Annotated in this window: 12 protein-coding genes and 1 pseudogene; 7 read left to right on the top strand and 6 right to left on the bottom strand. The window is 47.5% G+C overall.

Annotated features, from left to right (window positions below; translation table 11 throughout):
• Positions 1–67: 67 nt before the first annotated feature.
• Both prlC and EMM73_RS20275 read right to left on the bottom strand, forming a co-directional pair.
• Positions 68–2089 (bottom strand): oligopeptidase A, encoded by a 2022-nt coding sequence (prlC, locus tag EMM73_RS02360; protein ID WP_127684858.1) that lies wholly within the window; start codon positions 2087–2089, stop codon positions 68–70.
• Positions 2090–2220: 131 nt separating this feature from the next.
• The gene (locus EMM73_RS20275) at positions 2221–2352 is read right to left on the bottom strand and encodes a hypothetical protein (protein WP_261373306.1); all 132 of its coding nucleotides are present in this window, start codon (positions 2350–2352) and stop codon (positions 2221–2223) included.
• Positions 2353–2752: 400 nt separating this feature from the next.
• On the opposite strand from EMM73_RS20275, the gene EMM73_RS02355 reads away from it, so the two are divergent.
• Complete coding sequence (locus EMM73_RS02355) at positions 2753–3022, top strand: hypothetical protein (protein ID WP_127684857.1); 270 nt, start codon at positions 2753–2755, stop codon at positions 3020–3022.
• Positions 3023–3412: 390 nt separating this feature from the next.
• On the opposite strand, the gene EMM73_RS20450 is transcribed toward EMM73_RS02355, so the two are convergent.
• Together EMM73_RS20450 and EMM73_RS02340 are read right to left on the bottom strand one after the other, a co-directional pair.
• Positions 3413–8671: a S8 family serine peptidase gene (locus tag EMM73_RS20450; protein WP_186435096.1), complete on the bottom strand. Its 5259-nt coding sequence runs from the start codon at positions 8669–8671 to the stop codon at positions 3413–3415.
• A 127-nt stretch (positions 8672–8798) separates the two neighbouring features.
• Positions 8799–9026 (bottom strand): hypothetical protein, encoded by a 228-nt coding sequence (locus EMM73_RS02340; protein ID WP_127684855.1) that lies wholly within the window; start codon positions 9024–9026, stop codon positions 8799–8801.
• A gap of 190 nt (positions 9027–9216) precedes the next feature.
• On the opposite strand from EMM73_RS02340, the pseudogene EMM73_RS02335 reads away from it, so the two are divergent.
• The 6 genes and pseudogenes from EMM73_RS02335 (at position 9217) to EMM73_RS02305 (ending at position 14555) form a co-directional block, all read left to right on the top strand.
• A pseudogene (locus EMM73_RS02335) lies at positions 9217–10041 on the top strand (MipA/OmpV family protein).
• A 17-nt stretch (positions 10042–10058) separates the two neighbouring features.
• Positions 10059–10436, top strand: coding sequence for a DUF3019 domain-containing protein (locus EMM73_RS02325; protein ID WP_186435095.1), 378 nt, complete (start codon positions 10059–10061; stop codon positions 10434–10436).
• Positions 10436–11137 (top strand): response regulator transcription factor, encoded by a 702-nt coding sequence (locus EMM73_RS02320; RefSeq protein WP_127684852.1) that lies wholly within the window; start codon positions 10436–10438, stop codon positions 11135–11137. Before EMM73_RS02325 ends, EMM73_RS02320 begins: the two co-directional genes overlap by 1 nt.
• Positions 11134–12327, top strand: coding sequence for a sensor histidine kinase (locus EMM73_RS02315; RefSeq protein ID WP_127684851.1), 1194 nt, complete (start codon positions 11134–11136; stop codon positions 12325–12327). The genes EMM73_RS02320 and EMM73_RS02315 overlap by 4 nt, the downstream gene beginning before the upstream one ends.
• Positions 12328–12409: 82 nt before the next feature.
• A complete protein-coding gene (gorA, locus tag EMM73_RS02310; RefSeq protein ID WP_127684850.1) occupies positions 12410–13759 on the top strand; it encodes a glutathione-disulfide reductase in 1350 nt (449 codons plus the stop codon).
• Between the two features lie 130 nt (positions 13760–13889).
• On the top strand, positions 13890–14555 hold the full coding sequence (locus EMM73_RS02305) for a type 2 periplasmic-binding domain-containing protein (RefSeq protein ID WP_127684849.1): 666 nt from the start codon (positions 13890–13892) through the stop codon (positions 14553–14555).
• Here EMM73_RS02305 and EMM73_RS02300 read toward each other — a convergent pair.
• Both EMM73_RS02300 and EMM73_RS02295 read right to left on the bottom strand, forming a co-directional pair.
• Entirely contained in the window at positions 14546–14770 is a 225-nt protein-coding gene (locus tag EMM73_RS02300) for a hypothetical protein (RefSeq protein ID WP_127684848.1), read from the bottom strand. The genes EMM73_RS02305 and EMM73_RS02300 overlap by 10 nt on opposite strands.
• A 123-nt stretch (positions 14771–14893) precedes the next feature.
• Positions 14894–24781, bottom strand: coding sequence for an Ig-like domain-containing protein (locus EMM73_RS02295; RefSeq protein ID WP_127684847.1), 9888 nt, complete (start codon positions 24779–24781; stop codon positions 14894–14896).
• Positions 24782–24809: the final 28 nt, after the last annotated feature.

Below are 24809 nucleotides of genomic sequence, written 5' to 3'. Positions count from 1 at the left end.
CCCCCGCCCGCATCCTGCCTGAGCGAGGAACCTGATCAACAAAGCTGCAGCTTCAAGTACGAAGGAACTAAGCTGCTATGCCCATATGGCGTAATAGAGCCGCATTCGATGGTTCACGGCCACGGAAGGCTTTAAACAGCTCCATAGGTTCTGCGCTGCCGCCTTTCTCTAAAATACAGTGCAGGAAATCCTGCCCCACAGCAGCATTAAAAATACCTTCTTCTTCAAAACGACCAAAGGCATCGGCCGACAGTACTTCAGCCCATAGATAGCTGTAATAACCAGCACCATAACCACCAGCGAAAATATGACTAAAGCCATGCTGAAAGCGGTTAAAGCGTGGCGGCATAATCACTGAGACTTGCTGGCGCACATCATCCAGAATGTGCTGCACACGGCCACCCAAAGCCGGGTCGTATTCGGCATGTAAACGGAAGTCAAACAAAGCAAATTCCAGCTGACGTACTAAAAACAGCGCCGACTGGAAGTTCTTCGCTGCCAGCATTTTATCCAGCATATCTTGTGGCAAAGCTTCGCCTGTCTGGTAATGACCAGAAATAAGCGCCAAGGCTTCAGGCTGCCAACACCAATTTTCTAAAAACTGGCTGGGCAATTCCACTGCATCCCAGGCTACACCGCTGATACCAGCCACATCAGACGCATCCACTTGGGTCAGCATATGGTGTAAACCATGACCAAACTCATGAAACAAAGTAACGACTTCATCATGGGTAAATAACGCAGGTTTGCCGCCTACAGGTTTATTAAAATTACAGGTTAAATAGGCCACCGGATGTTGCAGGCTGCCATCCGCTTTCCAGCGTCGGCCCTGGCAATCGTCCATCCAGGCCCCCCCCCGCTTTTTCGCACGAGCATACAAATCCAGATAAAAACTGCCGCGCAGCTCGCCTTTGGCGTCAAAAATATCGTAAAAACTCACATCCGGATGCCAGACATCCACGCCATCACGTTTTTGCACGCTGATGCCAAATAGCTTATTTAACACGCTGAACAAACCTGGCACCACTTTGCTTTCAGGGAAATAAGGCCGCAAAGCTTCATCGGAAATGGAGTACTTGGCCTGCTTTAACTTTTCTGAGTAATAAGTCACATCCCAGGAATTTAATTCCTCCACGCCAAATTCAGCTTTGACAAAAGCTTTCAGCTCAGCCAAGTCCTGCAAGGCCTGAGGCTTAGCTCGACGGGCTAAATCTGCCAAAAACTCCAGCACCTGAGCCGGGCTTTCGGCCATTTTGGTCGCCAATGATTCTTCCGCTGCGTTATCAAAATCCAGCAACTGCGCCAGTTCATGACGTAGCGCTAAGGTTTCTTCAATAATGGCTGTGTTATCAAACTGACCCGCCGTTGGTCCTTGATCGGATGCACGGGTGCAATAAGCCTGATACAACTCAGCACGTAAATCGCGATTGTCGGCATAAGTTAAAATGGCGATATAACTTGGAAATTCCAGCGTAAAGACCCAGCCGGATAGTTCTTTTTGCGCAGCCGCTTCTGCCGCAGCTAATTTGGCATCTTCAGGCAAACCTGCCAGCAGGCTTTCATCTTCAACATGCTTAAACCAGGCTTGGGTAGCATCCAGAGTATTGTTAGAAAAACTCGAGGCTAAATCAGAAGCACGGCTTTGAATTTCACCATAACGCTGTTTTTTCTCATCCGACAAACCAATGCCTGACAATTTAAAATCACGTAACGCGTTTTGAATTACTTTCTGCTGCGCCTTTGTTAAGGTGGCGTATTCCGCACTTTGCGACAGCTTTAAGTACGCCTGATACAAACCTTCATGCTGACCCACATAAGTACTGAAATCGGATAACAGCGGCAAGCAGCTTTCGTAAGCTTCACGCAGTTCAGGGCTGTTTTTCACAGAGTTTAAATGCGATACCGGCGACCAGAACTTACCAAGCTCATCGCTGTTTTCTTCCAACGCCACAATCAGCGACTGCCAGCTTGGATTGGGCTCTTGCACTACAGCTTCGATATCTGCAGTACAATGGGCTATCAGTTGCTCTACACGAGCTTTGATTTGTGTCGGTTCAATTTGACTAAATACAGGTAAGGCTTGGGTCATGATGTATCTCTGTGAACTCTCTCTGTAGAAGCAGTATTGGGGCTTTTAGCACATTCTCAAGCATAGAATGCCTTTTTTATGGAATTGGCGATCTAGACCCTCGCCATGCCAATCGAACTGCCAGTTCTGTTTTACAAGCGACCAGCAAAAGCCACCAACATCAACAGGCCCCAACCATCAAAGGAACCTGATGATTTAGGTTTAACTTCTATTGTCACCTGATTGTTTTGCACTGTTACTGTCACTTCAGTCTGGCAGTTCATTCTGCACTGTCTTCCAGCTCTATTTCCCGCTCGACAATCTGAACTCCTGAATGTCACAGGAGAACGATCATGGCAATAACTCATCGCAGTACAGCCCAGTGGCAACATTTTATTGAGCTATTACAGGCTTTTGACCAAAGTGCCGCGCAGTTTTGCAAAATTCATGACCTCGGTTACCTCAGTTTTTTTCAAATGCCTCCTGCGATTTGGTGCTGAACATAATGCCGATGTTCAGATACAAGCCCGAGCTTTTTCAATGTTGGTTTTAATTAGTTTGGCGTGTTCAGCAAAATCATAAGTCGTTTCATTCCAATCAGTCGTCAACAACAGTTTTTATTGCCGCCGTCCATTGATGTGTGGTTGCCGGAGCGGCTTATAACCCTGCGCAGCTATTGGCTATTTGGGACTATGGCTACTCCACCGTTTTGTTTTCCAGCGTAAACTGGAACTGGCAACTTATGATTCCTTTGCTTTGCACTTTTTGCCCGACAGTCCCCATATTGACCAGGGTATGCTGGCTAATTTCCGTAAAACCTTCTTAGTTGAACAGAAAAGTCTGTTCGTGCAGGTATTGCAACTGGCGCAGACGATGAAACTGATGAAGTTCGGCCAGACCGCTTTGGATGGCAGCAAAATGAAAGCTAACGCATCAAAGCACAAGGCGTCCTAACATGGGTGTATCAAAAACAAGAAACGCAACTCAAATAAGAAGTCCGGATGTAGCTGCAAAAAGCAGAACAGCCAACCATTCAACCGATACAGAATCGCAGGATTTACTGGCCGAGCCGGCTTGGTGCGGGGAGCGTTTAAAATAGATAACCCAAGCCGAGGACAATGACAATAGCCAACCCTTGAGCCTTTAACTGTTGGAGATATTTAAGTAGCCGATTAATACAAAGACCGATTGCGCGGTCTAAACCACCATAGTATCGGCCGACCAACTGCTGGAACAAGGTTTTGCAACTGATAACTAGGCCTGCGCGAAGCGCAAAAAATAAACCCTGCGCTAGTGGCAGGGTTTATCAATATTGACTTGACTAGCCTTTAGTTTTGCTAAGTTTTACTTGCGAGTGCGGCGACGGAAAGCAACACCTAATAAGCTCATCATCAACAGCGAGCCGAAACCTATAGCACCACCTGAAGATTTTGGTTTCACTTCGGTTACGACTTGTTTATCTTCAACTTTCAAGGTCACTTCAGCTTTACTGCTTAGCATGCCGTCAGACACCGTCACCACAAAGCTGTAGTTACCGCTGGCTACATTACTCAGCGTTAATTTACTACCTGCTGCTGTTGTAGTTACTGCAGTGCCAGACTTCTGCTCCCAAGCAAAACTTAATGCATCGCCATCAACGTCCAGGCTATTTGAGGCATCAAGTGTGATGGTATTACCCGATGTACCCACGACGTTACTGCTAACCACATTTGCTGTGGGAGCATCGTTTTCTGGTGTTACCGTCAATATGAAACTCGTGCTGACTTTGTCTGAAGGCTGATCGACATCGGCAACTGTGACTGTCACTGTAGTCTCGCCATTAAAATTCGCTTCCGGTTTAATAGTTAGAGTGCTGCCAGAGGTGTGCTCGTCGACGGTACCAGTAATGTGCTCCCCTGTAACACTAATTAGGTTCGCTCCATTATTTTCATCGGCATACAACACTTTAACGCCTTTGAGTTCCGAGTCTTCATTAATCATCGCATTTGCAATAACCCCAATAGTTAGATCACTTGGGATGACGATATCCAGCGACATCGAAATGTCTTCCATTCCTGCGACTGTGCTATTTGCCTTGACGGTCAACGTCTGACCGATGGCTTCAGGCGCAATTGTCCCGCCAATGTTTACGCGAAACTGCGAAGACTCAGGACCGATGTAGTTGTAACACAGCACTTTCCCGACGCTTAATTTGCTATCTAAATCTTCAAAAGCGTATTGCGAGGCAACATAGCCTTCATAGGGTCCAAAAGTCGAGAGTTGACCAAGGAAGCCCTGAACACCGACTGAGCCACGGCTATTGCCGCCGAATTCTAATTGGTTGTAAGCCATGTAGAGTTCGTATTCACCATCACCAAATTGTGGTTGGTTGTTAAAAATCAGCTGGAATTCGAATCGGTCATCACCGTCACCAAAGATAGGTTCTCCATCTTCATCATCTCCAATGTACGGCATGGTATGCATGCCATCCCATTCGACTATGGTCCAGCCGCTTTGAGTGCTTGCAAGAGTGATACCGCTATCCCAGCTCAGTGGTGTCGCTGCAGTCTCATACATAAAAGGTGCTCCACCCCAACCACGCCACAAAACCCCCATCGCTTGATGCGGTGCAGCATAATAAGGAAATGGATAATGAGCAGCGAAGAAGTACGGATCACTGCCAAAGGTGACATTACCGTTACCGCGAATTGCCATCACTTGCGATTTTGCGAACTCATTGTTGTATAAGCCAAAGCCTGCGCCATCACTAAATAACCAGTTATACGGGATTTCTGTACCGTGTCTTAACATAGTTGGGTCATCGCCAAAGCTTGGTGCAAATCCAAAGTTACTTAAGTTCACATATCGATCATTGTTCTGACCGAAATTGGGCACACGACACAGCAAGTCTTCATCGCTGGAGCTGATTTTATAAGCAGGAGTAATATCGGCAGTGTTGGGCTGGGTTCCCTTGATAGTGAGAACGCCGTCACTGAGGGTTGTTTCCTTAACGATACTTTCAGCACTCACTTTGATAGTGTCGGTTGATAACTGAAGGCCTGCAGGAATTGTTGCCGTCAAAGTAAAATCCCGATCCGCACCTGACAAGTTTGGTAGTGCCGCAAGCGTAAAATTGACCTGCTGTCCCACGCGAGCTTTGGTATTACCTGCTGACAAGGTCACATCGTTATCGCCACGGCTAAGTTTCACAGGGATAAACCCAATATTGCCAGGATTGGCGGGGGATGATCCGATATCAAAACCTGTGTAAAACACATCGCCAGTCACCATCTCAGGTTTATTCCAGTTGATTTGTAAATTCACTGGCGTTTTCCCGTCGGTTTCCGCAAGGGTCGTGATATTGATATCTGTCGCTTGATCTGCTGTTACCACAGCATAAGTGTATTCAAAGGTGTCTGTGCCAGCATCCATCCAGTCATTCGGGTTATAGAGGATAGCAAAGTATTTACCTGGTTCAGGATCGTTGATATTACACAGATTGTTGTAGTCCACATGCCATGACACACACAACATCTCAGTATCCAGATCCATTTCGCCGTTATTGTTGAAATCCTTCCCTAAATAAACGATGGCATTGCCAAAGTTATAGGCGTCTTTATTGCTCGATGCTGTTCGACGGAAGTTTTCAACAATTAAGCGTTTACTATTGGTTGGAACATCAATCCAAAAACTATGAACGGCCTCATCGATTCGATTTTCCGGGAGGGCGCCATCACGAAATGGCCATGGGAACGTAAAGTCATTATCTTTAGTTAAAGTAACGGTATGACGCTCCGCCTTGACGGCTTGGTATGTTCGAGTGACCGGCTGTTTCATGGCTGGCAAAACCATCTCTTTCACCGTAAAGCTACTGTTATTACGATGAGCGGTTACAGCGAGACGCTCTGGCAATGCGCCATTATCGTATTGAAACACCACAGGTAAGCGCATTTCAGGAGCTTTGTTATTTACTTCCTTGAACATAAGATGCGAGTGCAATTCAACCTCTGAATTTCCCGCAACATCTTGAGAGTTCATGATGGATGCTTTCACCATCACCGATTGACTTTCGCCCGCTTTTAACGTGAATTCATTCGGGATGATTTCTAGTTTAGCGCCCTGTTGCACAAATCGTCTGGAATCATCCTCTGACCAATTGGTAATTTCGTCGGCGGATATAGTCCAGCTACCGTCTTTTGTTGCGGTAAAAGTGCGGATCCAGTGGCATATTGGTTTACAACTAAAATTAACCATTTCAGGTAAATTCAATTTGTGCACGACCCCACCATTAGCTGGATTTGCTGCCAACATATTCTCGTAGCTTTCATCCAAAACTAACCCAGTGTCGATGGCTGCGGCGACATTAATACGACCTGTCCCTGCACGATACACTTCGGCTTTTGGGTTTTTCTCCCAAGCCTGACCTTTGGCAATAGCGTAAGTCACAATAGGTTCTGCGGTTAACTGTAAAGCTGATTGTTTTTCAGCAACAGTCCATGTGGGATGCGCTTGGCTTAACAATGCTAATGCGCCTGCGACATGGGGGGCAGCCATTGATGTCCCGCTGTAGATGCCAAAGTCACCGGTTGACGGTGTTTGCCCTAACCTCTCAGCAAAAGGACTTTCATCGTTGATGGCTGCATAAATTGCGACGCCAGGAGCTGCCACTGAGGGCACCAGGTGCTCTGGATTTGCGACACTAGGGCCGCGCGACGAAAAATCAGCCAATTCATCAGCTGCGTCATCATCGACTTTGCGCTCAATGTTTGTAGCCGAAATTGTCAGACGATGGCCTGTGCTGCTAGCGGAATTCAGCCAATTACTGAACGTAGACCACCATTGGTTGCTGGTAATATGAATGCCGGGAACGACATAAGTATCTGTGGAGACAACATTGGCTTCGTCGCCATAAGTTGCGGTATTTCGTAAGATAAAGCCTTCAGCACCACCTGCTGCGATGTGCTCTGCTTTCTCCACGCGAGGGTTAGAGCCGCGATCGCAAACCACAATCACATTCGCAGGATTGCCATCCGGATCTAAGTACGGGTTTCCCTCACTGTTACGCAGATTGTCGAAGGTACCCGCAGCAAACGGCTCAGTACAGAGAGCGTTACCAAATTGCTTCGCATGAACCACGACCCCGGTGACTGAGGAAGTATTGATTCCACCCGTTTTTAACGACTGAGTGGGAATATTACTGCCGCCACTGAAATCTTTCACCGTCGTATCAATTTCAATGGTGCGGCCAGTTGTAGAGGCAGCTACATTTAACAACCATGGGGATACATGATCGATGTAACTCATCAGTTCTTGGCCACCACTTGAGCCTGAATTTCCTGCAGATGCGGCAATTGCGATACCGGCCTGATGAGCGCCCAAGAATGCAAGTTCGATACTGTCGTCCCAAGGCGAGGTGGTATTCATCACATTGCCAATAGAGAAATTGATCGCATCAACGCCATCAACTACCGCATCTTCAATAGCGGCAATCAGCGCTTCACTGGGGCAGCCTTCTAATGGGTAGCACACTTGGTAAGAAATTACGTTTGCATGGGGCGCTACCCCTGATATTTCAGGGAATAACTTTTCTTTGAGCACCTTACCATCACTGGCTGGGCTTGGAATTGCAGTCACAAAGTCGACATTTTTCAGCACATTGCCGGCAGCTGTAGAGCCAGTGTGTGAGCCATGCCCTGACACATCTTCTCCTACCTTGGGATAAACATCGTCATAGGTGTCAGTAATCACGCTATAGCTGCGCATCCCAATGAGTTTGTCGTTACAGCGGGATTTAAACTCATCAATTGCACAATCCCCAATGTAATTTCCGGCACCCAGTGGGTTAGTGTGGTCATAGCCATCACCGCCAATGTCGGCAAATGCCGGGTGATCACTATTCACACCGGTGTCGATGATCCCGACAATGGTGCCTTCTCCTTTAAACGGCAATGCCAGACTTGTGTTACCGGTCCAAACTTTGTCAGCGCCAATACGTTGCGGACCGATATCGGTCTGTAACTGGTACATCTTTGAGCGTTGCACACTCACGATATTTGATAGCCTGGCCACTTGTTCTGCTTCGTCTTGCGTTAAGCTGATACTGAACCCATTAAGCGCATTGACGAAACGTTGACGAAACTCGCGATCTCCAACCAGGTTAGAAATTTCACTCAGCACATCATCTTGCGCTTCGTAGAGGTAGTCTTGGTATTCCCTAATAGCATCGTTGGTGGGTTTACTTTGTCTAAACAAGCGTTGTTCAGCGCTCGCCTTTGTCAATTTCGTTGCTGATAGCCCGCTAATGCCACCTGTATATTGACTGACTGGGTTTTGTTTCAGGCGAACGATATAAACCTGCTCACCCTCGATACCCTCTTCGCGTACAAAATTCACTTTTTTCGGTTGGAGCGCTACGTTCAAGCCGTCATTAGCTAAACGATTATTTTGCAAAGTTCGGCTATGTTGACGTTTATTGATTTTATCCGCGTCTACCATGACAGATTTTAACGTGTTCGGGTTGCTTGGTTGCTCTGGAACTGTCGGCAAATGCGTATTTGCCGCATGCGCAATGGCAATACCACCTAACGCTGCTGCAATTGCATAAGTTATTGTTTTAATTTTCACTGGATTCTCCATTGATGATTATTGTCACGACTGGTTATTTTTCCGTCGCTAGTTTCATCTAAGCATCCTGTGGTGCTAAATCGCGAAGCTTTTCATGTATCAGTTTGTATCAGCTAACTAAGCGAGTTTATGGAAAAAACCTATTAACATCAGAGCTGTAGTGTTTGGTGATGATCTTTTTCGCCCGCTCAGCGGCGGCCTTGGAGTACAGCAGCATCCAGGGTTGCGGTATCCCCATATACTCTGCATGCTTAGCGGTGTACTGATAGATGTCATCAATAGGCTGCCACTGTTGTGCCGACAACGCCTCCGTAATGAGCGACAGCGGATGATTGGGCAATGGCAGTACTGCCACTCTGGACTCTCTAACTTATTGATTATTGACGCGGCTTGTTATTTTCTGTCGCTGAACTTATCGAATCATTCAAGCTGTAAAATGCGTGAAGCATTTCATGTATCAGTTTGTATCAATACAGTAAAACTAAAGATTTCATTTTGAAGAATTGCTAGAGTAGAGCCCGCTTGTTTTATTTTTTTGGATCTTGATGAAACTGTTTCTGGCGATTGTGCTGACTACGCTTCTGTATAGCCATCAGGCTATAGCAGATTCCTCTCTGACCGAAGTGGGCCAGTGGCGATTTGCTTTGTCTGTCGGCTCGGGAAAGGTAACTACACCTTTATCCAATAGAGACGATTTACATGGGGCTGTCCTACCAGCTATTAGCTACTACGGTGAGCATTTTTATGTAGAAAATAGTTTTGTCGGTTATAGCTTGATGGAAAACGTACACGGGTATATCGATATCGTCGGCTCACTGAATGACGATGGCTTGTTTTTTGAATTAGACGGCATAAACCAATTTGGCTGGTGGGATGCTCTGGGTCAACACCCCTCAAACGGTAAACCGCCCCATGAGGAAAGCTTTCAGGATATTGAACGTGCCTTATCTTATATGGGAGGTCTAAGCTTTAACTGGCTGCACGATCTTGTAGATAGCAGGCTGACATTATTACAAGATATCAGCGGCGTGCATCATGGCCGCGAAATTCACCTGACGCTGCGAAAAAATTACAGCCATCAGCAATGGACATTGCAGTGGCAAGTTGGCGCTATTTATAAAAACCAGCGACTGAATAACTACTACTATAACGTTAGGCCCTATTAACTCAACAATACACCCAGTTGGTTCAGCCTACCCTCATCCAGACAATATTTTTTTGGCCTTAACCTCAGTTATCAACTGACACCAGACTTTGCCATTCAAGCCTTCTGGCAAAAGAATCAGCTGGACGAGACGCTGTTACGTAGTCCGCTAGTACGAACTGACTATTACTACAGTCGATTTGTCGGAGTGAGATACAGCTTCTGATGAGTGGAAGGCTTAGTTTGGCAATTCATCTGTTTAGTTTAGCTCTGGTGGGTGCTGCAGAAGCAACCTCAGCCGAACTACAGCTGAAATTAATACCGCAAACCTGCGTCGTCACAGAGCAGAATCCTCGCTGCCAGATCAAAGCGCGACTACTGGTGAATAGTCACTTGCAACAGCAAATCTGTCTGCATCAGGATACTTTGTTACATAGCTGCCAATTGCATATCCCAGGACAAACAACTGCTTTTGAGTTGTCAATAAACTCTCACAACAGTGTACTATTGCGCCTGAAAACACCTCAAGGTAAAGCTATTGCCTCCGCTACATTGCAACTGGTGCAATTTCAGGGTGCCTATAAAAGGCACAAACGTGGTTATCTGTGGAATATGCTCTGATGCACCAGCACAGCCGGATTTTATTAATTGAAGATGACCGCGGCCTTGCCTTGGGTATTTGTGAATATCTGCGCGCTCAGCAGATCCAAATCACTCATGTAGCTGATGCCAGTAGCGCGTTAACTGCACAAGGCGATTATGATTTAGTCTTGTGTGACATTATGTTACCCGATGGCAATGGCCTGAATTTATTAGTAAAACTACAACAACGCAGATCCTGCCCCGTTTTGTTTCTTACAGCTCTGAGTAGTGCTGAGGACCAAATTTGTGGTCTGGAAGCAGGCGCAGCAGATTATCTGTGTAAGCCTATAGATCCAAGTTTACTGCTGGCAAAAATCCGTAGCTGTCTGCGCGCTAGCCAACGCCAACTTCAACCTTATCGTCAACTAGCTCTTCATGACCTGGTGATAGACTTCAGCTTAAACCGTGCTTTGCTCGCCGGAAAACCTTTGCAGCTCACTAGTCTTGAATTTGATATTTTATGTTTCTTTATCGCACGTCCAGGCCAAATTATCAGCCGCGAACTACTGTTTCAACATTTGGTAGGGCGTGAGTACGATGGTTTGGATCGGGCTATTGATGTGCGGATCAGCAGATTGCGCAAACATCTTGAACACCTAGCAGTTCAAGGCTTATCGATAGTCACAGTACGTGGACAAGGCTATTTATTTAACTATTTGCCCAAAGGACTGCAGCCATGAACAAGCAGTTCTTACGTTTTTATCTGTTGTTGCTACTGTCGTGTGCAGCTTTGCTGTGGGCGCTCGGTAGTATTTATCAGTTAACACAGCAGGAGCTATGGAACTATCAGCTTGATGCAGAACCTTTATTCGAACTGCAACAAAAAAGCCCAATTTTTAAGCAAGTATCGGCATCGAGCCTTTATTTCCCTCCCGAATTAAGTGAATTAGTGCGCCAACAACAGATCGTTGCAGTAGATTTGCCAAACGGCTACAGTTTTTATTATCGTCAAAGCCTCCAACCTAACATGCTCGACCAGTTAGGTCCGCTGCCTACACCTTCTTTTGCTGATGATAGCCTGCCATTCTTACTCTATGGCGCTTTGGCGTTACTGTTTTTAGCCTTGTTATGGCCAGTATTCAGAGATATCCGGACTCTGACGGTATTGACAGAGCAATTTACCGCCACGCCAAGAGCTTTACGCAGTCAAATCAGACCAGACTCCAGTTTGTATCCATTAGCACAAAGCATGGAACAAATGGCCAGCCAAATCAGCCAATTGATAGCTGTTAATCAAGACATGTCACGTACCATAGCTCACGAAACACGCACACCATTAGCTCGAATGAAGTTCACCCTTAGCCTAGCAGCATCGCAGTTGGATAACAGGTATCAGCGGCGTTTGCTGAATGATATTGAAGAAATTGATGCTTTGGTCAGCAATTATCTGGATTTTTCAAAACTCGACTACTTCCGTCATCAGCACCAGCAACCCCATCAGTACGTACCGGAGTTGATGGCCGAGCTGGCGTCCCGTTTTGATGTTTACCAGCACGCTTTTGACCTGAGCTTTCAAAGCTCTGTTACCAAAGCACAGTTTCACTATCCGGCTTTACTGCTCGCGGGGCAAAATTTGCTCGCAAATGCAGTACGCTATGCCAAAAGTACTATTCAAGTCAGGTTTGAACAAGAAGGCAACTATTACAGATTAACTGTATTTGATGATGGCCCCGGGCTGGATGAACATCCCGATGTACTGATGCGTTTATTTCGTAGAGGTGACAACAGTTCTGGCTTTGGCTTGGGTTTGTATATTGTTAGTAAGGTAGCGCAGTGGCATCAGGGTGAAGTATGTATTCAAAGCAACCCAGACCAAGGCACGAACGTTAGCTTACGCTGGCCTGTAGACGAAACAGCTCCAGCAAACTGATCGCTTCGTCGCAAATGCACTTGAGTTAGCCCACAATAGCCTCATATTAAAATTCAACCAAACAAAAGCAAGGCTAAACAACATGACTGAACATTTTGACTATATCGCCATAGGCGGCGGCAGCGGCGGTATTGCCAGCGCCAACAGAGCGGCCAGTCATGGCCAGAAATGCGCCATTATTGAAGCTAAATTTTTAGGCGGCACCTGCGTCAATGTCGGCTGTGTGCCGAAAAAAGCCATGTGGTTTGCCGGCCAAATTGCTGATGCTTTTAAGTACGCGCCGGATTATGGTTTAGATGTTGAAATGCCAGCTTTAAACTGGAGCAAACTGGTCGAAAGCCGTGAAGCTTATATCTCTCGTATCCATAGTTCTTATGACAGAGTGCTGGCAAAAAATGGCGTTACAGTGATCCGTGGCTTTGCCCGTTTTGTTGATAAAAACACAGTCGAAGTAGAGGGCAAACTCTATAGCGCTGACCATATTACGATAGCCACTGGCGGTCGTCCTGTGCGTCCTGATTTACCAGGCGCAGAATTGGGCATAGACAGTGATGGCTTTTTTGCCTTGCAAAGCCAGCCTAAACGAGTAGCAGTAGTAGGTGCTGGCTATATAGCGGTAGAAATTGCTGGCGTAATGCAAGCCCTTGGTAGCGACACCCATTTATTGGTACGTAAAGACAAACCACTACGCAGCTTCGACCCTATGTTATCCGACACTTTGGTCGAACTGATGGCCAAAGATGGCCCACAACTTCATCCCCATACTGAAGTCAGTTCCATCAGTAAAAATGCTGACAACTCTCTCACTGTGCAATTGTCTACAGGTAACACCTTGACTGTGGATTGCCTGATTTGGGCTATAGGCCGCGAGCCTGCCACTAACCAACTGCAACTGGAAAAAGCTGGTGTCAAGCTGGATGAGCAGGGGTTTATCCCAACAGATGAGTATCAGAATACCAATGTACCTGGCATTTATGCTGTGGGCGATAACACAGGCCGTCTGGCTTTAACGCCAGTAGCAGTGGCAGCCGGACGACGTTTATCCGAGCGATTATTTAATAACAAACCAGACAGTAAACTGGATTACAACACAGTGCCCACCGTAGTGTTTTCGCACCCTCCTATCGGCACTATAGGTTTAACTGAAGACGAAGCGCGTCAGCAGTTTGGTGATGAACAAATTAAAGTCTACCGCAGCGAATTTGCTGCTATGTACACGGCTTTAACCCAGCATCGTCAATTAACCAGAATGAAACTGGTGTGTGCAGGCCCTACTGAACAAGTGGTAGGTTTGCATGTGATAGGTTTTGGCGCTGATGAAATGCTGCAAGGTTTTGGCGTCGCCATCAAAATGGGCGCAACTAAGGCTGATTTTGATAACTGTGTGGCTATACATCCAACCTCATCTGAAGAATTCGTTACCTTAAGATAAAACAAATGGGTCAGCACACATGGTTAATCATTAACAATGTGTGCTGATCCCGTTTTTTGTAACAAAAGACTGTTCTTTGCCTGTTTTTGCTATAGTCGATTCAACTCGGCTTGATGGATACAGCTTCACTATGCGTTTTTTGGTTTTCTGTTTGTTTTGTATCGGGTTTTGCCCTGCACTCGCTGCTGAACGAGACATTACTGTAGGTGCTTCCAATAATTTACCTGCGGATCACCCCAGCATTGTCTTAATGCAACAGGTCTATCAGCAGTGTGGCTACAATATGGTATTGATTGTCATGCCGTTGGAGCGTAGCGCTCACGAGAGTAACAAAGGCCACATACTGGATGCTGAGTTAAGCCGCACTGCTGAAGCTGCCGAGATTTTGCCAAATATGCTGAGGATAGATGTGCCCATTGGCTATGTGCGCATTACCGCCTTTAGCCGTGATCCTCAACTCCAAATTAATCACTGGCAAGATTTGTCGGCATTTCGTGTTGACGTATTGCGAGGCATTTATCTTGCAAAAATAAATATGCAGGGATTAGTCTATACCGAGGTCAACTCTGTTTCTCAGGCCATTCAAAGGCTGCTCTCTGACCGCACTGATGTAGTTGTAGCCTTGGGTGATGAAACAGAAAAGTTGTTAAAGCAGCAAGCAACGCAAGGGATCTACACCATAACTCCCGATTTAGCTAAAACGCAGATCTATCACTATGTTCATCAACGCCACGCAGCTTTAGTTCCTCAACTGGAAGCTGCATTGCGTCAATTAGTTCAGCCAGCTCAGTTGTAAGATCGAAAACGTGCCGCATCCAGTATGGCGAATAAATGGGCAATACCGCCGATAATTAAAGGAATAATTAACCACCATAGCGCATAGCCGACAACAGTAATCACAAAAAACAGTATGGCAGCTATTAAACGCCCCTGTAAAAGCTGGCCTAAACCAGGGATAAACACACTACATAATGCGGCCAGTACATTGCCGCCGGATCCTTGTCCTGACATTGATTTTTACTCCAATTCGTTGCGGCTTCAGCTTAACAAAGCTAGCGAGAGACTGGCAGACTTTTTTGTGACAAAACATAACAAAGGCGGCCAGTGCCGCCTTTAATAAACAAAAGTCCGGGGCTAGAAACTAGTTCTCAGACTGAGCCACCAGCTATTAACGTCGTTTGGTTTCAGGCTTAATTGCTGAAAGCCTAAACCCAGTTTCCATTCGTCTGTCAGTTGATAGTTCAGCTGAACCCCAAGCATCAGGTCGACACCGTCACTGTCTGAGCGTATCACTGAATCATCCCTCCGGCTTTCAATGTCAAACTTCCAGAACATCAGTCCTAGTGGCACTTCCACAGCCCATTGCTCGTTTTGCCACAAGGTATAACGGCCACCCAGAGTAAAACCATCGGCCAACACAGGGCTGACTTCTTTTACCAGCTCATGATATTGCTCTGGTGTCAGGCTTTGTGCTGTGATTTGGCTACTCGCCTCACCTAAATCCTGATACCCCAGCTCCAAGGCAAAAACCGGGTGCAACTGATACCCCAGATAAAGACCATAAGAAGCGGAACTATCATCAAAACCAGTGATAGTGCCGCTGGGCAACTCTTCGACTAAACGGCTTTGTTTTTGGTCGGCCTTACTATGACCGACAGAGCCTTGCAGATACCAATCGGCACTCTGACTAAAAGGGCTGAACGACAGTAGTGCCACAGCAGCCAACCCGAGCACTGAACGGCGACGCAATATCACAGCTCCTGCTAATATCATCACCATCCACCAGGTCATACTGCCTCCGCTTGATTTGTTATCTACGACTACATCTTTATAAGCACGCACAGTGACACTAACCTGAGCACTTGCCTCCCCCCCAGCGCCGTCTGTAATGGTATAGCTGATGATGTCTACCCCATCAAAACCGGCTTTTGGTGTGTAGCGTATGCGTTGATCGGCCTCGATGCTCACAGCCCCCTGTACTGCACTGGCATTGCTGATGATCAGTGTATTGCCATCTTCATCCGAATCATTGGCCAAGACATTGATCAACAGCACTGTTTTATCGTCAGTCGAAGCCGAGTCATTGACTGCAACAGGCGCAGTGTTACCCAGCACTGTAATTACTAATTCGCTGCTGGCAGTTCCGCCTTGACCATCGGTAATGTTGTAAATCACCGTATCAATGCCGATAAAGTCCGGGTTAGGGCTGTAGCTTAGCTGTTGGTCGGCCAGAATGGTCACTGTACCAAAGCTACTCACGGCCTGACTGACAGTTAAAGTGTCTCCGTCAGGATCGGTATCATTCGCCAGTACATTCACAACCACTGCAGTGTCGGCTCTGGTCGTAGCTTGATCCGCGACTGCTACAGGCAGATTGTTACCGTTTAGCTCTACTGCAACACCACCGGGGTCGACAATGGCGCTGTTGGCAATACCGTCAGCATCATTAGGGCCGCCATCTTCCACTGTGACCTGCACACACCAATGACCTTCCGTTAAACCCGGAGTCCACTCTGTACCGCCAGGTGGTGGACAGAAGCCTCTCTCGCCCTGAGTACTGGCAATTGAGTTGCGCTCATTGCTGACAAACGCGACCCAACCAGTCACATTGCTATACTTACGATATACCGCATTTGCCGGTACAGGTAAGCGTTGTGGTATCACCAAACTGTAGCTTTGACCCTGCTCCGGTAAACCATAGGCGATGAAGTCAAAAATACCGCCAATATTCAGCGCAACATTGTCGGTTGCGACAGCATCTTTGGCAATTTGCAGACCACCGGCATCGGTTTCTGCGGCTATGGTTCCTAAACGTAAACAGACTCCCGGATCACCTTCGGCCAAAAACTCTGTCTGTCCAAGAAACTCAGTAGGCATAACGTTACATTCATCTAGTGCATCCAGATAATCCGGAATACCATTACCATTGGAATCAGCAAAACCTTCCTGATCATCAGGTATTAAATCACCATCTGAGTCTTGCGAGCCCAACACAGGTAAACTGGGCCTGATCACAATAAAGACTGAGGTGCTGGACGATAAATTGGGAGTACCGTTGTCTGTCGCCGTATAGCTGACCTCAAACAAACCAGGGCCTTGGTCTGCAGGGTCAAAACTCAGTTGTGTTTGATCTGAGGTTGCATTCACCAGACGACCAAGATTCCAGACACCACTCACCTGATCTAGTGGATTGGCATCCGTAACTGTTGCAGTTACACGAACAATCCCTTCACTTTCACTCACAGTCAAGCGGCTTTCATTGCTCTGATTGACATCTAAAGTCACTACAGGGGCAATATTAGCTTCGGTGACCACAATACGGCTGGTGCGCTGACTACCGCGATTCACACTGGCATCCAGGCTAATCACTATGTCTTCGGTTCCTTCGTTCTGGCCATCTTCCAGCACAGTAAAGCGGATACTGGTACTAAAGCCAGACGTGATTTCAGCCACACCTGATACCAGTGTATGGTCATTTCCGTCCGCGCTACCGCTGACAGTATAAGGAACTAACACAGGGTAGACAGGAGCAGGGCCATTGAGGATCACCTCAACGACGACTTCACGACCTTCCGTCACTTGTTGATCTTTACTGAGGGAGATCAGCGGCTTCACACTGACTTTTTGTGCTTGAGTGGCAGTATTGCCAGCAGCATCAGTGGCTTGCCAGTAGACAATATGCTCACCTGGTTGGAAGAACAAACTACCGTTGATCAGCGATACTCTCAGACGACGACCAGTGCTATCCACAGCTGTGGCTGTACCAAGAGGCACGCGGGTAAACAAGGCTGTAGCATTGACTTCAATATCAGCAGGCACTGTAATCACAGGTAAGCTTGATGCAGCTCCACCTTCAATAATTAAGCTGACGTTGGCACTGGCTCGGCCACCTTTAGCATCCGTCACTGTATAACGCAGACTGACAGGGCCTACATAGCGGTCCGGCGCGGTTAAAGTTAAACCTTCAGCATTAAAGCTAACGGTTCCTACGCTGGCTGAAGCGCCATCTATGGTTAAAGTATCACCATCTACATCGGTATCATTAGCCAATACATTCAACAGATACTGATTATTCTCAGTGCGCTGCAGGCTGTAACTATCATCCAGCAGTACAGGATTATCATTAACTGGTGTTACAGTCAGACTGATAGTGGCCACATTCGAGCTTAGCTCAGCATCTTTTGCAACGAACCCAATACTGTCTGAACCGTTAAAATCCGGGTTCGGTGTGTACAGCACTAAGGATCCCTGCACTGTTGCAGTACCATGTTCAGGTTGAGTCATAATCTCAAAGGTCAGGGGATCCTGATCCGGATCCTGAGCTGTTAAAGTCAGGCTCAGAGGCGTATCTTCTAACGTAGTAGCAGCGCTGTCGGTGACAACAGGTGCATCGTTAACATTAGTTACCGTCAGCGTAAAGGCTGGCAGTGCAGCACTCAATTCGCCATCTGAAACTGAAATCACAATACCAGCAGTCACACCTACATCGGCATTACCCGGAGTACCGGTGAGCGCACCTGTTGCCGTATTAAAGCTGGCCCAGGTGGGTTTATTCGCGATGCTAAAGGTTAAGCTTGTACCCACATCCACATCAGCCGCTGCAGGCACAAAGCTATAAGCTGCGCCCTGAGCTACAGTGATTGCAGGGGTTCCACTGATGCTTGGTGCATCGTTAACATTAGCTACAGTGACAGTAAAGCTTTGATCTGCAAATAAACCTGCCGCATCAGTTACTCTTAATGTGACTGCATGTGCGCCTACATCATTATTAGCCGGAATACCGGACAATACAGCTGTGCCAGCATTAAAGGTCAGCCAGGCCGGCGCAGTCACAACTGAGCGGGTTAAAGTATCACCAGCGTCCACATCAGTCGCCGTAAAGCTATAACTGTATGGCGAACCTTGAGTGGCTGAGGTGACTGCTGTTGAAGTGACAACAGGGGCATCGTTTACATTCACCACAGTAATAGCAAAAGCAGCCAGTGACGCTGTTGCTGTGCCGTCGCTGACACTGATCACTATGGCTGAGGTGGTGCCTACATGATCGTTGGTTGGTGTTCCGGTCAGTGCACCTGTTGCCGTATCAAAGCTAGCCCATGTGGGTTTATTACTGATGCTGAAGGTCAAGGTGGTACCTGCATCTGTATCTGTCGCCACAGGGGTAAAGCTGTACAAGCTGTCTTCATTCACTGAAGTTGCAGGGCTGCCGGAAATCACTGGTGTAGCATTAAATAGTTTCACTACAGTTGCTGTAGCAGCTGCACCTGCATTACCTACTGTATCCGTCAGAATAACACTCAGCTGTAATGTTCCTTCAGCCAAACCTGTCACATTAATAGGCCCAATTTGCTGATTGACCGCTGTGACCACTCCGGTGTTAGTGACTGAATTAGTGCCATCACTCACCACATAAGTGTAAGTAGAGCCGACTTCAGCACCAGCAAACACAAAGCTCATAGCGTTCTGATTGGCTGCATCAATACGGTTTTGCTGAATCACAGCGCTATAGCCTGATGGAGGCAATAGATCGATAGTTAATTCATTAGTGGAAGCGTCAGTTCCCTGATTGCCCTGGGCATCTGTGGCCGTTACCACTAGGTCGTAAACACCGTGAGGCAGAGCGGCAATCTGATTATCTGCTAAAGTCCAGCCGCCATTACCGTTGTTGGTTGCTGTATAGGTTTGACCATTCACCACCAAACTTAAAGTGGCAGTGGTATCGTCCACAGTACCAGCTAAAGCTGGAGTTGAGTCTGCCGTAGTAAGCGTAGTAACAGTGACTACAGGGGCCACAGAATCCTGAGTCACAGTCACCACGTCCACAGCTGCCGATCCATTGGCCGCTTTGTCTTTGGCTATAACCACAAAGTTATTTGCTGTGTTTTGTGTCAGAGGTGCCGTCAATGACCAGTTGCCTGTAGTAACAACACCCACCTCTGCGCTGGCCAGCACTGTGCTGTTATCTGCAACGCCATCATTGTCGGCGTCTGCAAACAATTCTACTGTGACACCATCTTCAGCATGAGTACCGCTGATCAGTTGGCTGAGGGTATTCACAGCCAGAGCGGTGGCAGGACTGGTGACCACAGGAGCAACTGGTGCAATGGAGTCTTCGGTAATAGTAGCAACATCCACGGCAGCCGAGACATTACCAGCAGCATCTTCAGCTATCACAACATAGTTGTGTGCTGTGTCTGCAGTTAAAGGCTGCACCAAACTCCAGTTGCCATCGGCATCGACCACAGCACTGACCAAAACCCCACCGTCTGCAGTGCCATCATTGCCTGTATCTGCATAGAGGTTGATCGTCAGGCCAATTTCAGAATGAGTGCCTTTAATCTGGTAATTAGCAGCATTTACAAACACAGCCTGAGCTGGATCTGTCACTACTGTTAATGCAGGAGCTGTAGTATCGACCTGAGCAGCGCTATTGCTTGTAGCAGCAAAAGTCAGTACCGCATCGTTATTACCCGAATCACGGATGGTATCGCCATTAAGGCTGATACTGTCGCTGAGGATTGCAACACCTGAATTGCTGGTATTTTCACCAGCTACTACTGTGTAGCTATAGGTCATGGTATTGCCCGTCGCACTTACAAAAGCAGCTGTTGTATTGGCGCCCCCCACATTAATACCTAAAGTAGAGTTCATGCCGGATACGGTGACTGAGTCATTGAGTGTCACCGTAAAATTAATGCTATCTCCGGCTTTAAAACTACCGTTTGCAATAGCCACAGCGGTGACAGCTGGCACATTAGCGTCCTTCACCACAGTATCAGTGACTGGTGAGCTGACATTCCCAGCCGTATCCGTCAAAGTCAGACTTAAAGTTAAAGTGCCGTCATTTAAACCACTGACATTAACCCCACTGATAGTTTGACCTGCCGAATTGACCGCGATACCAGATGCAGTCACAGGAGTACCGCCACTGCTACTGGTAATAGTATAACTTGCTGTGGAAGCTGTCTCAGCGCCAGCCAAAGTAAAGCTAACAGCCGCCTGGTTCGCCGAGTCAACTGATGCCTGATCAAAACCTACGCTCGTAATAGCAGGAGCATCCCTGTCTACGGCATGAGTACTGCCAGCCGTAAAGGCTGCAGCCTGATTCCCAGCTAAATCAGCTATACCAGAGGCATTGGAATCCAGTCTTAAGGTACCAGTACCGGTAATACCACTGACGGTGACATCAACACTGTTACCGGATACAGCAGATACGCTGCTGACAGTTCCCGCGGCAGTGCCTGTCGCAGTCACACTAAAATCAGCTGAGGCCAGACCATAGACTGTGTCATTAAAACTCACTGTATAGGTCAGGCTGGCAGCGTTGATTAAAGCCGCACCATCAGGAACAGAACCCGTTACCAGTGGCGCCGTAGTATCAATAGTGATAGTTAAGCCAGCAGAAGCCACTGATTCATTGCCCGCCGTATCAACGGCTTTCGCTGTTAACGTATGACTGCCCTCACTCAGCACTGAACTGGTAATGCTCCAGTCGCCCCCTGTCGCAGTCGCAGAGCCCAGAACTGTAGTACCGTCTGTATCATACAAAGTCACAGTACTGTCTGACTCAGCAGTCCCCGTCAGTGTTGGCGTGGTGTCGTTGGTCACATCATCTGTAGAGCTATTACCCAGATCAGACCCAGCCGCTAAATCGGGCGTAGAAGGTGCATTCGGCGCTACATTGTCTATAGCGTAGTTGTTGGAGTTGGTGGTGCCTGTGCCTGTATTACCTGCCGCATCGGCTACACCTGTGTTATCCAGTGTGATCTGATTCGTTGAGGCTGTGACCCCGGCTGAAGGTGTGAAGGTTGCTGTCCAGGTAATGCCACCATCAGCGCTGCTGACCGCAGTTAAAGTGCCGTTGGCTATGGTTAAATCTGCATTGGTAAAACCTGTCACAGCTTCACTGAAGGTGAAAGTCACCAGCGAGGTTTCACCTGATTTTAACGATGTATCAGCCACTACTATAGAAGCTGTTGGCCGCGCTGTGTCTATGGCGTAGTTATTGGAGTTGGTTGTGCCAGTCCCTGTATTGCCCGCTACATCATTGATGTCGGTGTTATCCAGCGTAATTACATTCGTAGCATCAGTAATACTGACTGTTGGCGTCAAGGTCGCTGTCCAAGTCACACCACCGTCGCTGCTGCTCACCGCAGATAAACTACCGTTTTCTATAGTCAAATCGTTGTTATTAAACCCAGTAACCGCCTCACTAAAGGTAATAGTCACCAGCGAAGTTTCACCAGCAGTCAGAGAGTTATCAGAGACGACCACAGTCGCAGTTGGTCTTACAGTATCTATGGCGTAATTGTTGGAATTGGTGGTGCCCACACCTGCATTACCAGTTGCATCTGCTACATCTGTGTTATTCAGGGTAATAACGTTAGTCGAGTCTGTAATACCAACAGTGGGTGTTAAAGTCGCAGTCCAGGTAATGCCTCCATCAGCGCTTCCAACTGCGGTTAAAGTACCGTTTTCGATGGTTAAATCGTTATTATTAAACCCAGTGACAGCCTCACTAAAGGTAATAGTAACCAAGGAGGTTTCACTTACATTTAAGGAAGTATCAGCAACCACTATGGTTGCTGTGGGGGCAGTGGTATCAATCACCAAAGCTTTGTTTGCACCCAGTGAATTAGCAGCACCTGGTGCAGGTAAAGTTAATATAGCATCTACAGTTGAACCGTCTTTAATAGTGCCGCCATTAAGGCTTAATGCATTCACAGAGATATAGTCCAGATCGCTGCTGGTATCCCCTGCCTGTACTGTGTAGCTAAAGGTCAGCGTAGAGGTGCCTGAGCCACTGCTGTAATTAATGGTTCTGTCTGTTGCGCCAGTTTCCAGCGTCAGTTGTGGCGTACCAGTGACAGTGACATTGGCACTGAAATTCACCTGAACAGTGACGACATCACCCGCTTTATAAGCACCATCGGCAGTAGATGCCGTGACTGAAGCAACTGAAGCGGCAGCCCCGCTGGCGGTAATCCCATTGCCTGTTAAATCGGCTACATTCACGGCAGCATCAGCACCTCCGGCCCAGTCTTCTGCTGCTGCAAGATTATAGGTGGTTCCGTCACTGGAACTGGTGCCATTTTTATTAACAAGAGATGCCACATTAGTTTGGTCTGTGGCGCTAAACGTCAGGGTAAAACTGGTTGACGATGTCACTTCAACGTTAGTTGTGTTGGTCAGGGTATAGGTGCTGCCGCCCTCACCAGTAATGACAAATTTATTAGCCACAATATCGTTTGTAGAGCCGCTTTGCCGCACAAACCCACTGCCAGTAACCACCATCACGCCGGTACCTATATTATATGTGGCTGCGGTAATAGTGGGGGGAGCTATATTAGACACAGTCACCACATTGCCTGAATCTGACGTAGTAGTGGTAGCATCAGCACCAGCAGCCCAATCCTCCAGACCGTTTAACTGATAAAGCGAACCATTGACACCTGATGTACCAGCTTTTCCCGATATCAGGTTAAACGCCTCTTTATCGGCTGAGCCTAACACCAGGCTAAAACTGGTACCACTGGTTAGTTCCACACTTGCTGTATCAGTAAAGGTAAAGGTTGAACCAGAACCACCTTCTCCTCTGTAACTGAATTTAATACCATCAATATCATTACTGGCGCCGGCTTTACTTAAAAAATCAGTACCAGTGACAACCAAAACGCCGGTAGTGGCGTCGTAAGTGGCTGAAGTAATAGCAGGAACAGCAACGTTGCTGACCGTCACACCATTGCCCGCCGTATCCGCAATCACGACACTTGAAGCAGCACCACTGTTCCAATCTTCAGCTGCGGCCAGATTGTAGTTGGTGCCGCTGGTGGAACTGGTGCCGTTTTTGTTTACAAACAGGTTCAAAGCAGCCTTGTCCGTTGCACTCAGCGTCAGGCTGGCACTGGTACCAGAGCTAATTTCAGCATTGGCGGTATCTGTCAGGGTATAGGTGCTGCCACCCTCACCAGTAAAGGTGAATTTATTGGCCACAATGTCGTTGGCGGCACCACTGGCAGACTTCAGATTAGTGCCAGTAATCACCAATGCACCGGTAGAGGCATTGTAAGTGGCCGATGTGACTGTAGGCTCTTGAACGTTGGAGACTGTAACACTATTGCCTGTTGTATCAGTTGCTGCCGCCGAAGCAGCTATAAAGCCTGCGGCACCGGCAAGGTTATAAGTTGTTGCACCTGTAGAGCTGGTGCCGTCTTTATTGACAATCAAATCAAGCGCAGCACGATCTGTGCTGCTCAGTGTCAGCGTAAAACTGGTGGCAGTGCTTATTTCTACATTGGTTGTATTGGTAAGCGTGTAGGTAGCACCACCCTCACCTGTAAAAGTAAGCTTATTGGCGATCACATCATTGGGCGCACCACCTGTTGCCGTAAAATTCGTCCCTGTAACTACCAGAGCCCCGGTACTGGCATCGTAAGTGGCGCTGGTGATAGTGGGGGCGGGAGCTGAAACTACCACACAGGCATTGTAGAGGTTTTGGCAGGCGCTGAGGCTATTGCCCGTTTTGCCAGGTACAGGGAAACCATTGGAGTCATAAATATAACAGGCTGCGCCGTTATTATACCAACCAATCCCAATATAGCTTGCATTACGACCTGGTTTGTCGCAGGCTTTATTACCACTTCCAGTGGGAAAAGCCGCAAATTCTTTTCTGGATATAAAGTTTTGCCCTGACTCAGTCGCTTGTTGTTCAGCTCCCGGCACCAACAAGCCCTGCTCTGCCAAAAAGGCTAAAGTGTCTGCAGCAAGTTCAGTTGGTAGGATATGTTCAGAGCCTACGCTAGTACCAAAAGAGGCAAAAGGATTACTTTGTGTAGCAGCGTTCTCTGGCTCGTTGTTCGATAAGCTGCCAGAACCAGGCAAAGCCATGGCTGCAGTACGGGACTGAGCACGCGACACTGAACTACTTCGCACAGAAGCAAAGGCAGGCTGCGCCAGCAACAAAGCAGGCCATAGGGCTTTAAGTGAGGTTTTCAGAATTGAGTTTTTAGGGCGGGCACTCATGATGCAATCCTTGTTTGATCAACAGCTA

Source organism: Rheinheimera sediminis (assembly GCF_004005375.1).
In the GTDB taxonomy this organism is placed as follows: domain Bacteria; phylum Pseudomonadota; class Gammaproteobacteria; order Enterobacterales; family Alteromonadaceae; genus Pararheinheimera.
Note: the sequence above shows the minus strand (reverse complement) of the source record. Positions and strands in the feature narration are given on the sequence as shown.

Excerpts from the sequence above, each read along its gene's own strand:
- EMM73_RS02295 (WP_127684847.1), bottom strand. The coding sequence starts at position 24,781 with ATGAGTGCCCGCCCTAAAAACTCAATTCTGAAAACCTCACTTAAAGCC.
- EMM73_RS02315 (WP_127684851.1), top strand. The coding sequence starts at position 11,134 with ATGAACAAGCAGTTCTTACGTTTTTATCTGTTGTTGCTACTGTCGTGT.
- EMM73_RS02305 (WP_127684849.1), top strand. The coding sequence starts at position 13,890 with ATGCGTTTTTTGGTTTTCTGTTTGTTTTGTATCGGGTTTTGCCCTGCA.
- EMM73_RS20275 (WP_261373306.1), bottom strand. The coding sequence starts at position 2,352 with ATGAACTGCCAGACTGAAGTGACAGTAACAGTGCAAAACAATCAGGTG.
- prlC (WP_127684858.1), bottom strand. The coding sequence starts at position 2,089 with ATGACCCAAGCCTTACCTGTATTTAGTCAAATTGAACCGACACAAATC.
- EMM73_RS02300 (WP_127684848.1), bottom strand. The coding sequence starts at position 14,770 with ATGTCAGGACAAGGATCCGGCGGCAATGTACTGGCCGCATTATGTAGT.
- gorA (WP_127684850.1), top strand. The coding sequence starts at position 12,410 with ATGACTGAACATTTTGACTATATCGCCATAGGCGGCGGCAGCGGCGGT.
- EMM73_RS02320 (WP_127684852.1), top strand. The coding sequence starts at position 10,436 with ATGCACCAGCACAGCCGGATTTTATTAATTGAAGATGACCGCGGCCTT.